The organism is Cesiribacter andamanensis AMV16, from assembly GCF_000348925.1.
GTDB lineage: Bacteria > Bacteroidota > Bacteroidia > Cytophagales > Cyclobacteriaceae > Cesiribacter > Cesiribacter andamanensis.
The window spans coordinates 1-12013 of sequence record NZ_AODQ01000133.1 but is presented as its reverse complement, the minus strand read 5'-3'; the positions used below and the strand labels follow the sequence as shown (position 1 = coordinate 12013).

The following is a 12013-nucleotide window of genomic DNA, read 5'->3' as shown; positions in this document are numbered from 1 at the left end:
CACCAGTTTAGTTTTTTTATTCAACCATGATGATCTTTTCAAATTTTCCATCTTTATCAAAGATCAACTTCACTATTTGTAGTCTTATTATTTGGTTATCCACTTCAGTCCAATGACCCGCATTCATATTTTGAAATTCTTTATCAAATTCATTTATCGTAGAGGCTCCTTTTGAAATAGCTTTAGAAGTAAATTCTAGATCTTCTGAAATTACTATTTGATTGTCTTTACAGTTACCTGAAGACAATGTATTTGTGAATACAAAGTATGCAGCCATTACAATAACAACAACAGATATTGTCAGCATAATGATGAATGCTATCTTCCACTTGTTCATTTCATTTTAATTGGTGCCAACTACTGAATAACAGCAGGAGTTGCTGTTATATTTGCTTTATTATGAGGCTAACATAAGACTTGCTTTGCTTAATTCCAAGCGCTGGAAAAGGGGTTAGGTGTTGATTTAGGAGGAGCATAATGAAGGTAAATTTAGGGGCGTTCTGGCCGTATTGACCCTTTTTACTTTTCTGGTATCTCAATTTAAGATACGAAAAAATGTCTACTGTCAGAAACCAGAAGCGTAGATTATGCGCATAATCTACGCTTCTGGTTGATTTTTTCAGTCGCCTTCTGGCTGCATACAACAACAGCCCCAGTAAGGGGCTGCCTGAATATAAATAGGAGACATTGAGGTTAATTCCTCAGGCGGCTGAGCTTGTCGAAGTTGAGGATGGTGATCTTGCCGGCATTGATGTCGATGAGCTTCTCATCCTTGAGATCGGCCAGCGTGCGAATCACCGTTTCCTGAGAGGCGCCTACAATGTTGGCCAGGTCTTCCCGGGAAATGGTCAGGGCCATCTTTTTGCCGGGCTCGGCCGACTGCCGCTCTACCAGCAGCAGGGCCTCGGCCACCCGCTTGCGTACCGAATTGTAGGCCAGCTTCAGCAGGCGCTCCTCCCGGTCGGCCAGGTTGTCGGACAGGATCTTGATGAATTTGTTGGCCACATCGCGGTTGGTGTGGATGAGCGAAAAGAAATCGTCGCGCGGGATGAGCACCACTTCCGACTCCTCCAGGGCCACGGCAGTCTCGCGGTAGCGCTGGTCTTCCAGCAGGTCCAGGTAGCCGATAAAGTCGCCAGGCTTATAAAGGTTGGTGATGTACTCCCGGCCCTCTTCGTTGGATTTGTAGGTTTTAATGCGCCCCTTGTTCAGGAAATAAAGCGCGTTGGGATAGTTGCCTTCTGAAAAGAGGTATTGCTTCTTCTTAACGGTTACGGTCTTTTGCTCATTGCTTACCAGCTTATCCAGGTTCTCCAGCCCGCGGGCTTCCTGAATAAACTCCTGAAGTCCCTCAGCGCTTTTGTTGAATTCGGTGCGCAGGATCTCGTTCTTCTTCAGGCGCATCTCTACGGCATCCAGCAGCTCCAGGTCATCAAAGGGTTTGATCAGGTAGTCATCGGCCCCCATTTTCATGCCTTTGCGGAAATCTTCCTTTTCGGACTTGGCCGTCAGAAAGATAAAGGGAATGCCCGAGGTTGCAGGGATCTTGCTGAGCATGTGCAGCACCCCGTAGCCATCCAGCACGGGCATCATAATGTCGCAAATGATCAGGTCGGGCTGTTCGGATTTGGCCATTTCTACTCCCACTTTGCCGTTTTCGGCTTCCAGTACCTCATAGTTGGCCAGCGAGAGGATCTCGGCGGTGTTTTCCCGGATCTCGGCGTTATCTTCTATCAGTAAGATCTTTTTCATGCCTCAGCAAATTTCGGAAAGCTAATGGTAAAAGTAGAGCCCTCGTCCAGCACACTGCTAAACTCCAGGGTTCCGCCCATAATATCGATATATTTTTTTACAATGTTTAGGCCAAGCCCTGTGCCCTGAATGTTGGTAACGTTATGGGCCCGGAAAAAGGGGGTGAACAGATGCGCCTGGTCGGCTTCGGGAATGCCAATGCCCTGATCCTGCACCAGCAGCGTGCTGCCTACTTCACTGATGGCGGAGGTGAAGAGAATGTCTTTGCCCTCACCTGAGTACTTGCTGGCATTGGAGAGCAGGTTAAACAGGCTGTTCTTGAGCAGTTGTTTGTCCAGGTACACCTGTGTTTCGGCGCCGCTGTGCTGGTAGCGGATCTTCTGGCCGGCCTTCAGGTAGCCCTGCAGTTCATCGATGATCTCGCGGCAGAGCTGTACCAGGTCAAAGGTGGACGGCACGTTGTAGATTTTGCCTTCCTCAATGCGGCTGATGGACAAAAAGTCATTGAGGATGGTGGTAAGGTTGCTCACCGCTGACTTGATGCGCTCTACATGCTTTTGCCGCTTGTCGTTGTCTTCGGTGCTCTGGTATTTGCCAATGAGCGAGGCCGAGGAGAGCACGGTGCTCAGAGGGGTGCGGAACTCATGCGAGGCAATGGTCACAAAGCGGGATTTCAATTCGTTCAGCTCCCGCTCTTTTTGCAGGGCCTTGCGTACCTCCTGCTCGGCTTCCTGCAGGCTGCGGTTGGTGTGCTCCAGCTTGCGAATGGCTTCGGCCAGCTCCTGGGTGCGCTGGTCTACGCGCTCTTCCAGCTCGCTGTTGAGCTTCTGGATCTCATCCAGGCTCTTGGCGTGCTCAATGCTGTAGCGAATGGAGCGCTCCAGATCAAAGGGGCTGATGGCCCCCTTTACCAGGTAATCCTGGGCGCCGATGCGCATGGCCTTTTCATCTACCTCCCGATCGCTCTGGCCGGTAAGCAGAATAAAGGGGGCCGTGCTGCCGGCGTCTATGGCCTGGCTGATGAGCTCCAGGCCGTCATGGGCGCCCAGGCGGTAATCGACCAGGTACACATCGTGCCGCCGCTCCCCAATCTGGCGCAGGGCTTCGTTAAAAGAACCGGTCCAGTCCAGCAGGTACTGGCGGCCGGGAATGTCCTGTATGATGTCCCGGGTGATGATATAATCATCTTCGTCGTCGTCGATGAGCAGGATCCGTGTCTTGTCCGGCATAGCAATCGTAGGGGCTAGGCTATTGGGTAGGGGGTAGTTCTACAATCTCAAACCAGTATTTGCTCAGGGTTTTCATCACATCCACCAGGGCCGAAAAGGTAACCGGTTTGGTGATAAAGGAGCTTACGCCCAGGTCGTAGGTGCGCAAAATATCCTCTTCGGCCTTGGAGGTGGTGAGCACCACAATGGGGATCAGGCGCAGGTGATCATCAGACTTTATTTCCTTCAGGGCCTCGCGCCCGTCTTTCTTGGGCATGTTCAGGTCCAGCAGAATCAGCCCGGGGGTGGGGTACTCCTCCCGCTTGCTGTATTTGCCGCGGTTGTGGAGGTAATCCATCAGCTCCTCGCCATTCTCTACAAACTGGATCTGGTTCTTGAGCCGGCTTTCATCCAGCGCCTCGTGTATGAGCATGCGGTCTTCGGCATCATCATCGGCGATCAGGATCACAATGGGTCTTTTGCTATTGGGCATGGGTGGCAGATTAAGATTCGTTGGGTTGTTTCAGGGCCAGGGTTACAATAAAACGGGTGCCCACGCCGGGCTGGCTGCGGGCCGTAATATCACCCCCGTGGCGGATGGCTATTTTGCGGCAGATGGCAAGGCCCACCCCGGAGCCCTCGTATTTCTGGCCCTCCAGGCGCTGAAAGATGTTAAAGATGCGGTCCAGGTACTTCTCATCGAAGCCAATGCCGTTGTCTTCTACATAAATCTCAGTGAGCTCATCGCCGGGCGTGGCAATCAGGTGGGCCTGGCGCTGCAGGCTTTTGGCGTAAATGTTAATGATGGGGTTTTCGCCTTCCTTTCTGAACTTGATGGCATTGCTCACCAGGTTCTGAAAGAGCTGCCGCATTTGGGTGGGCTCGGCCTCTATGGTGGGTAGGGGCGAGCGGATGATCTCGGCCCTGGACTGGGCAATGGCAATCTCCAGGTCGGAGAGCACTTCAGTAAGCACCTGGTCCAGGTCTACTTTTACAAAGGGTTTGGATTTGGAGGTTACCCTGGAAAAAGAAAGAAGATCGTTGATGAGTACCTGCATGCGCGAGGCGGCATTGAGCATGCGGTCTACATAATCGCGGCCCTGCTCGCTCAGCTGATTGTATTCCCGGGTCTTGAGGCGGTCACCAAAGGCCTGGATCTTGCGCAGGGGTTCCTGCAGGTCATGGGAGGATACGTAGGCAAAATCCTGCAGCTCCCGGTTGCTGCGCTCCAGCTCGGCGGCATAGCGGCGCAGGCGCTCCTCGTTTATTTTCTGGCGGGTAATGTCATGCACAAAACCGGTATACACCCGGCGCCCCTCCAGCTCTACCTGGCTTACGCTCAGGAAAAACGGAAATACGGAGCCATCCTTGCGCAGGCCGGTTACTTCCCGGCCAATGCCAATGATGCGGGGCACACCGGTCTGGTGGTAGCGCTCCATATAGCCGTCGTGCCGGCTGCTGTCGGGCTCGGGCATCAGCAGGTTAATGCTCTGGCCAATGATCTCCTCGGGGGCATAGCCAAACTGCTTGGCCGCCGAGGGGTTTACCATTTCAATGATGCCCCGGCTATCAATGGTAATAATGCCGTCTACGGCCGTCTGAATAATGGAGTTGATCTTGTTCTCGCTTTCCAGCAGGGCGGTTTCGGCCCGCTTAAGGCCGGTAATGTCATGCACAATGCCGGTAAAGATGAGCTTGTCCTTCAGCTGCACCTCGCTGATGCTGAGCAGAAAAGGAAAAATGGTTCCGTCCTTTTTCTTGCCCTTTACCTCGCGGCCCTTGCCAATGATCTTGGCCTCGCCGGTGCGCAGGTAATTTTGCATGTACCCATCGTGCTGGCTGTGGTCGGGCTCGGGCATCAGGATCTTGATGTTCTGCCCGATAATCTCCTGGGGCTGGTAGCCAAAGATGCGGGCAGCGGCCGGATTTACCGTTTCTATGATGCCCCGGCTATCGATGGTAATAATGCCGTCGATGGCCGTTTCGATGATGGCCTTGAGCCGGGACTGGTGATCGGCCTGCTGATCTTGGCTGTAGGGGCTGTCTTCCAAAGTGCTTTTGTTAAACATGCGGCCAGGGCCGCTTATGGGTTCCAATGTCTACCCCTAAAGATAGCAAAGTAGGCTCAGAATTGGCATATACCCCCAAAAGATTCAACAACCTTGCCTCGGGGCCTGCCTGTTGGGGAGCGCTTCCGGTGGCACTGCCTGATATATATCAGGAAGCAGGGTGCTGAGCGTCATGCTGTTGGGGGTCTGCTCTTGCTACTTTTACAAAAAGATTGGTTAGATAAGGCGCTGGCAGTAGCTCATGTTGCTGGCCGTGTACGTCCGGCTGATACCTATACCAAGAAGAGTAGCCACAGGAGGAAGACCCCATGAAGAATATATTGCTCCCCACCGATTTTTCGGAAAATGCCCAGACTGCCGCCCGCTATGCGGCCGTGCTGGCCCGCCAGTGCGGCGCCCGGCTCATTATCCTGCATGTGTTCAGCCCCTTTGCCACCCTGGCCTCGCTTGATGAGGACTCGGACGATCTGGAACTGGCCGCCCAGGCCAAGCTGGATGCCAAAGCGCATGAACTGCACGAAGCCTACGGCATATCCATTACCCGCCTGCTGAAGCCCGGGTTTGCGCCTGATGAAGTGCTGGCCCTTGCCCGCCGGGTAAAGGCCAGCCTGATTGTGCTGGGTGCCCAGGGGGCTACCCATAGCTCGGGCAACCTCATGGGCAAGGTGGCCATAGAACTGCTGGCCAGTGAAGAATTCCCCATTCTGTGCATTCCGGCCCTGCATGGGCAGGATGAAGCATCCTCTACCGATACGCTGCTGTTCGAAAAGCAATCCCTCTGCAACCAGAAAGGCCAGAAACTGCTGACAAAGCTGGAGCAGACCTTTGAGCTGTAGCAAGTCTACTTTACAGCCAGAGGCTTTCTGTTTCCAACCAAAGACAGTCTGTTCTTACCAAAAAAACCGCCCGGCACAGGCCAGAGCGGTTTTTTTACATTTATGAAGAGCGAGTAAAAAGAAGAGGAGGGTCCGGCAGGCATGGCTCAGCCACTGCGGAGGCCGGGCTGTTAATCTATGATAGTCACAAAGTGTTCGGCACCTATCACCACGGCGGTAACAAGTACAAAAATAAAGGCCAGTAGGGCTAGTAGAAGTTTATTGCTGGTTTTCATGAGTGATGTCCGTTTGAGTTAAATTTTGAATAATAGGTCTGCAGATCGGAGAAGGAGATGCCCAGCAGCTGCATGCTGTTGAACAGCGAGGGAAGCTCCTCTTCCAGAAACTGCTCCTTTTTCAGGGCCTTGGTCTTGTCAATGCCATCGTCGGCAATGAAATACCCTAAGCCGCGCTTGTTGTAGATGATGCCCTTTTCCTGCAGGTAGTTAAAGGTACGCAGGGTGGTGTTAGGGTTCACCTCAAACTCTACGGCGGTGTCCCGGATGGAGGGGATCTTGTCGCCGCTGGTCCATTTGCCCTGCAGAATGTTTTCTACAAACTGGTCTGCAATTTGCAAATAGATGGCCTGGTTGTCTTTAAACTCGATCATAGCTGGCGTTCTTTTAAGGTGAAATAGGTAACCAGCAGCATGTAGGGCCCCAGTACTCCCCAGAAGAGCACCTTCATGGCCGGCACAAACACATTTTCCATAAAGGGGGCAGGGCTGGCGTTTTGGTGCTCAGCCTCAAAGGTGCCTCCATAAATCATATAGATAAGCGCACCGGCCCACATGCCAATCAGCAGCATCAGGATAATCTGTACCAGCACGGTCTTCAGAAAATTGGTTTTTCTAAAGTAGGCCGCCCCCCAGAGGTACAGGGTCTGGATCACCATGTAGGTACCAATACTGTTCAGAAAATCATTGTCAAAGTAGGTAAGGGGTGATACTTCAAAGCCGGTGACCAGTATGCCCAAAAAGTAGATCACATAAGTAACGGCCGTAAAGCCCAGCACATAGATAGGGGAGGTGAGCAGCCAGGAACCCAGCAGTTTTTCCAGGGTAGAAACAGGCAGGGTCAGGTAGGCGTAGGCCTGGTTGGGGGCATGCAGCTCCATAAAGATCTGGCTGGTGAAGATCAGGCCCACCAGCCAGAAGGCAAGCTGGTACCAGCCTTGCACCTGGGGCAGTGCTTCCGGCTTAAAGTAGGCCGTAGCCAGGGTAATGAGCAGCAGGGCGCCAAGCAGGGCCGCTGCCGCTATGGCCCAGCGGTTGCGAAACAGGGTGGCCTGGCGCAGCACAAAGTGCAGCTGCCGGTTGGGATTATAGAGACTAGAGTGCATAGTTTTTCTGGTTTTGGAGGTGAGCTTCTACAGAGGCGGTGTTTTTCACTACCCCGTTGAACAGGAGTTCCAGGTCTACTCTGGATTCTACCCCGCTGGTGTTTTTGATCATGCCGGGCCGGCGGCCGGCGGCATCCTCGGAATAGAGCACCAGATCGGGCGCTGTGCTGCGTACATCCGCTTCAAAGCGCAGCTTTTCAGAGATCTCGGCAATATCATGATTAAAGATGATCTGCCCTTTTTCCAGGATCAGCACCACATCGATGAGGTTTTCCAGATCCCGCACCTGGTGGGTGGACACAATCAGCAGCTTGTCTTCATCCAGGGCCGAGGCCATGATCTTGCGAAACTGGCTTTTGGAGGGGATGTCCAGGCCGTTGGTGGGCTCATCCAGAATCAGGATGCGGGCATTGGTGGCCAGGCCAAAGGAGATCAGGAACTTCTTTTTCTGTCCGTAGGAGAGGGAGGAAAGCTTCTGGCTGGCATCCAGCTCAAACTCGGCCAGGTAGGAGTCCAGCTGCTGGTGGCTGAATTTCCGGTAAAAGACCCCATTGGTGCGCACAAATGCCCTCATGCTGATGCCGGGCAGCTCAAAACTCTTCGGGGATCACATAAATATCTTCCAGGATATGCGGATCGCGCTCGCTGATGTTGCTACCCAGCACGCTGGCCTGGCCCTGCTGAGGGGTGATCAGGCCGGAGATGTGCTTCAGCAGGGTGGTTTTGCCGGCACCGTTCTTGCCCAGCAGGCCGTAGATGCGGCCACCGCTCAGCTGCAGGTTCAGCTGGCTGAACAGGGGCTTGGTGCTTTTGTAGCGAAACTGTATGTTGTGTAAGTCGACCATAGGTGTTTTGGTTATGTGTACTAATGCACTAGTACACTACAAATCTACAAATTCATTGCTTAGTTCCAAGGGGTCCCAAAAATATTCTTTCGGGCCGGGTGCGGGGGCTTAATTGCCCCCGGCCCGGTTTAGTTCTTCCAGCTGGCTGTTGCGGCTTTTGCTCTCGAATTTCTCGCCCCGGCTAAAGCGGTAGCGAAGGTTCAGGCGCAGGCTTTGGGTGCTTCTGAGCTGGTTAAAGTAGTTGTGGTTAAGGCCTATATCGGCCGATCCGTTCATTTCATTGCTGTGGAACATATCGGTTACGTTCATGGCAAGGTCCAGCTTATCGTTCAGGAAGGAACGCTTCAGGCCGGCATCTACCCACCAGGCCCCCTCTGCCTGGTACAGGCCGTGAGCGAGCGGTCCGCGGTAGGTGCCACTCACTTCCAGCACAATTCCTTTGGGCAGCTTTACCGTATGGTTGGACTGCAGCATAAAGAACAGCTGGGAGTTTACCGGCGGCTCCTCATTGATCACCGTTTCAAAGGTCTGGTAAGCCAGCAGGCTGTTGGTAAACATATCCCACTTGGGCATGATCTGGTAGGGGGCTACCAGGCTGGCCCGGAAGGTCTGGAAACGATCCAGGTTGCGCTGGGCAAATACGGTGGTCTTGGTCTCCAGATCCGGCACCGGCACCTCGGTAGAGAAGTCTTTGGCGATGGAGTAGGCCAGGATCAGGTTATAGTTTTGCTTATAGGTTTGCGTTAGCTGAAAGGAGTGAATGTATTCCGGTCTCAGCTGCGGATTGCCCTGCGCAATGGTGTAGGGGTCCAGGTAGACAAAGAAGGGGTTCAGTGCCTCGTAGCGGGGCCGTTGAATGCGGCGGCTGTAGTTGTAGCTGATCTGGTAGTTATCGCTCACCTTCTGCTGCACAAACAGGCTGGGAAACAGGTTTAGGTAGCGTCTGCTGTTGGTTTGCTCCAGGCTTACCGATTCGCCTTTGGCATTGGTATGCTCGGCGCGCAGGCCGGCCTGCACATTCCAGGTATCGCTCAGGCGGCTGCTAAAGGTGCTGTAAGCGGCCAGAATATTTTCCCGGTAGATAAAGTGGTTGCTCAGGCTGTCGATGGGGTTCTTCAGCGCGCCTTCCAGGGTATAGAAGTTTAGCTTATTGTCTGAAAGGACATGGCTTGCTTTCAGGCCCAGCTCCAGCTTGTTTTTTGGGTTCAGCGGTTTGGTAAAATCTACCCGGGCCGAGTAAATGGAGTAGGCCGAGGGGTTGGTATTGCCCAAAGCCTCCTGCGCCTGCGGATTGCCCTCAGCGCCCAGGTAGGTATTGTAAAAGGCGGCTTCCCCTTCGCTGCGCATGCGCACCCAGTCCAGATCGGCTGTCAGGCGGGTGCCCAGGCTGTCCAGCTTGCCACTGTAGTGCAGGTTTACGGTTGCGGTTTTATTGACATCGGTATTTAATGTTTTGGAGTGGATGTCCTGATTGCCACTGGCCAGGGTGCGGCGCAGTTGCATATCGGCGGCAAAATCCTGCTCATTGGTGTACTGGGATAGTTTAAGGGTGGTGCCAATGCTGTGGCGCTCGTTCAGGTCCAGGTCGGTGCCCAGGCGGAGGGAAGGGGTATACTCCTCACCTTCTTCATAGCTGAACTGGTCAAAGCGCGCCCAGTCGCCGGGCTGGTTAAACTCCCGCAGCATGTGCATCTCCCGGAAGTTGGGCCTGCGGGCCATATCCAGGTTCAGGAAAGAATTCCAGGGACCCTTTTTATGGTTGAGGTTGGCGCCGCCGGAGTAGCCGTTCAGTCTGTTGTACAGATAGCCGGCATACAGGCTGCCGTTCAGGCCCGATAGGGTATTCTTTTTCAGGTTGATGTTCAGGATGCCGGAGGTGCCTTCTGCATCTTCTTTGGCCGTAGGGTTGGCGATCACTTCAATATTCTTGATGTTTTCGGCCGACATGCCCTGCAGCAGGCTTTGCAGCTGTTTGGCTGAGAGGTAGGTTGGGCGGCCATCGATCATTACTTTTACCCCTCCTTTGCCATTGAGCTGAATGTTGCCCTCATGGTCGATCCACACCCCTGGCGATTTTGCCAGCACATCCAGGGCGGTGCTGCCGGCAGCCAGGGCGGTGCCTTCTATGCTTACAATCAGTTTATCTGCCTCGGCCACTACTTTGGGACGCAGGGCTTCTACGGTCACTTCCCGCAGCACCTCCACATCTTCCTTCAGGATAAGAGAGCCAAATGCTTTGGAAAAACCTTCATCCGATACGGTAAAGGGAGCGGAAAACAAGTTTTTATACCCTATAGCGGTAAGGCGCAAAAAATAAGTGCCCTGTTGAGGACTTTTTAGGGTAAACGTGCCGGCTCCGTCGGTAACTGTGCCGGTTACCAGGCTAGAGTCGGCGGTGCGCATTACAGCTACATTGGCAAAGGGAAGGGCCTGGCCTTTGTCGTCTTGCAGGGATCCGCTAAGCATACCGCTTTGGGCAAAACCGGCCTGGGCTAAAAGCGACAGGGCGATGATCAGGAGGTACCGGTAAAAAGTCTGCATGGCTGTAGGGGTTAAGTGTAAAGTTGTTGGTCTGTTCTAGTGCCGGCGGGCCGGCGGTTGTTGTCTTGACTAGTGTACTACGTTACTAGTACACTACAAACGTAGAAATAGTTTTTTGATTTTTCAAGACAGGAGCAAAAAAATATTTTGAAAAGGAGACGGCAAAGGGGGGTAGCGGGGGGTGCTACCAGCTAAAACAGCCTTATATGGAACAGGAAGGCCTTTTTCTGGCCCTGGCGCCCATTAGCAACTTCAGAGCCTAAAGCCAGAAGTAGAGTAGAAAAAAAGTACAGGAAGGCCGGCTAGTGGTAGGGATAGGGTGTACTAGCAGGGGGCACTAGTACACCGTTTTTAAAGAAGCGGCCCCCTTGTGGGGGCACATTCTGGTATATCAGCCAGGCAACAGCAGGCTATCGGATAGGGGTATGTGAACTAGATCAAAAGTAGCGCAAGCGCTTCGTGTAGCCTTAGGCCCCAAACAGATCGGAGCTCATGTAGCGATCGCCGCGGTCACAGACAATAAAGACGATCACCCCCGATTCCAGCTCTTCGGCCAGGCGCAGGGCGGCCAGCAGGGCGCCGCCACTGCTCATGCCGGCCAGGGTTCCTTCTTCCAGGGCCAGGCGGCGGGTCATGGCCTGGGCCTCCTGCTGGCTTACATCAATGATGCGGTCTACCCGCTCCCGCTCGTAAATCTTGGGCAAAAAGGCGGGCGACCAGCGCCGGATGCCGGGAATGCTGGAGCCCTCGGTCGGCTGGGTGCCTACAATCTGAATGGCCGGGTTCTGCTCCTTCAGATAGCGTGATACTCCCATGATGGTGCCGGTTGTGCCCATAGCCGATACAAAATGGGTAATGCGCCCGCCGGTATCGCGCCAGATCTCGGGTCCGGTGGTCTTGTAGTGCATGCGCCAGTTGTCGGGGTTGGCAAACTGGTTGAGCCCGTAATAGCCCTGGCTGGCCACCATTTCTTCGGCCAGCTCCCGGGAGTATTCAATGGTGCGGGCGGCAGGGGTCAGGATTACCCGGGCTCCATAGGCCTGCATGGCCTTTACCCGTTCTATGGTAGAATTGTCGGGCATAATCAGCGTCATGTGCAGCTGCAGCGCCTGGGCAATCATGGCCAGGGCAATGCCCGTATTGCCGCTGGTGGCTTCTACCAGGCGGTCGCCGGCCTTAATATCGCCCCGCTGCAGGGCGCTCCGGATCATGTTGTAGGCGGCGCGGTCTTTTACACTGCCGCCCGGGTTCTGGCCCTCCAGCTTTGCCCAGATCTCAATGGCTGGCGAGGGGGAGAGCCGGGAGAGCCGCAGCAGGGGGGTATTTCCGATCAGGTCTAGTAGGGTCATGGCGTAAATAAGAACTATAGGACGGTAAGAGAC

The 12013-nt window shown here is 53.9% G+C and carries 12 protein-coding genes; 1 reads left to right on the top strand and 11 read right to left on the bottom strand.

The genetic code is table 11. The features are described 5' to 3' along the window. Positions 1-16: 16 nt before the first annotated feature. The 5 genes from ADICEAN_RS17700 to ADICEAN_RS17675 all read right to left on the bottom strand — a co-directional run bounded on the left by ADICEAN_RS17700 (position 17) and on the right by ADICEAN_RS17675 (position 5011). Complete coding sequence (locus ADICEAN_RS17700) at positions 17-337, bottom strand: hypothetical protein (protein ID WP_040397986.1); 321 nt, start codon at positions 335-337, stop codon at positions 17-19. Positions 338-693: 356 nt separating this feature from the next. Further along, the gene (locus ADICEAN_RS17690) at positions 694-1752 is read right to left on the bottom strand and encodes a response regulator (protein ID WP_009197027.1); all 1059 of its coding nucleotides are present in this window, start codon (positions 1750-1752) and stop codon (positions 694-696) included. Continuing rightward, entirely contained in the window at positions 1749-2981 is a 1233-nt protein-coding gene (locus tag ADICEAN_RS17685) for a hybrid sensor histidine kinase/response regulator (protein ID WP_009197026.1), read from the bottom strand. Before ADICEAN_RS17685 ends, ADICEAN_RS17690 begins: the two co-directional genes overlap by 4 nt. 19 nt (positions 2982-3000) lie before the next feature. Continuing rightward, on the bottom strand, positions 3001-3453 hold the full coding sequence (locus ADICEAN_RS17680; protein WP_009197025.1) for a response regulator: 453 nt from the start codon (positions 3451-3453) through the stop codon (positions 3001-3003). Between the two features lie 10 nt (positions 3454-3463). After that, a complete protein-coding gene (locus ADICEAN_RS17675; RefSeq protein ID WP_040397990.1) occupies positions 3464-5011 on the bottom strand; it encodes a sensor histidine kinase in 1548 nt (515 codons plus the stop codon). 326 nt (positions 5012-5337) lie between these two features. Between ADICEAN_RS17675 and ADICEAN_RS17670 the strand changes: the two genes are divergently transcribed. Next, the gene (locus tag ADICEAN_RS17670) at positions 5338-5865 is read left to right on the top strand and encodes a universal stress protein (RefSeq protein ID WP_009197023.1); all 528 of its coding nucleotides are present in this window, start codon (positions 5338-5340) and stop codon (positions 5863-5865) included. Positions 5866-6136: 271 nt separating this feature from the next. Here ADICEAN_RS17670 and ADICEAN_RS17665 read toward each other — a convergent pair whose 3' ends face one another. From ADICEAN_RS17665 to cysM, 6 genes are all read right to left on the bottom strand, one after another. After that, a complete protein-coding gene (locus ADICEAN_RS17665; RefSeq protein WP_009197021.1) occupies positions 6137-6514 on the bottom strand; it encodes a GntR family transcriptional regulator in 378 nt (125 codons plus the stop codon). After that, the gene (locus tag ADICEAN_RS17660) at positions 6511-7245 is read right to left on the bottom strand and encodes a hypothetical protein (RefSeq protein WP_009197020.1); all 735 of its coding nucleotides are present in this window, start codon (positions 7243-7245) and stop codon (positions 6511-6513) included. Before ADICEAN_RS17660 ends, ADICEAN_RS17665 begins: the two co-directional genes overlap by 4 nt. Then, a complete protein-coding gene (locus ADICEAN_RS17655) occupies positions 7235-7819 on the bottom strand; it encodes an ATP-binding cassette domain-containing protein (RefSeq protein WP_009197019.1) in 585 nt (194 codons plus the stop codon). The genes ADICEAN_RS17660 and ADICEAN_RS17655 overlap by 11 nt, the downstream gene beginning before the upstream one ends. A 16-nt stretch (positions 7820-7835) precedes the next feature. Next, on the bottom strand, positions 7836-8090 hold the full coding sequence (locus tag ADICEAN_RS23615) for an ATP-binding cassette domain-containing protein (RefSeq protein ID WP_009197018.1): 255 nt from the start codon (positions 8088-8090) through the stop codon (positions 7836-7838). A 108-nt stretch (positions 8091-8198) separates the two neighbouring features. Beyond that, positions 8199-10631 (bottom strand): outer membrane beta-barrel family protein, encoded by a 2433-nt coding sequence (locus tag ADICEAN_RS17650; protein WP_009197017.1) that lies wholly within the window; start codon positions 10629-10631, stop codon positions 8199-8201. A gap of 467 nt (positions 10632-11098) precedes the next feature. Further along, on the bottom strand, positions 11099-11980 hold the full coding sequence (gene cysM, locus ADICEAN_RS17645) for a cysteine synthase CysM (RefSeq protein WP_009197016.1): 882 nt from the start codon (positions 11978-11980) through the stop codon (positions 11099-11101). Positions 11981-12013: the final 33 nt, after the last annotated feature.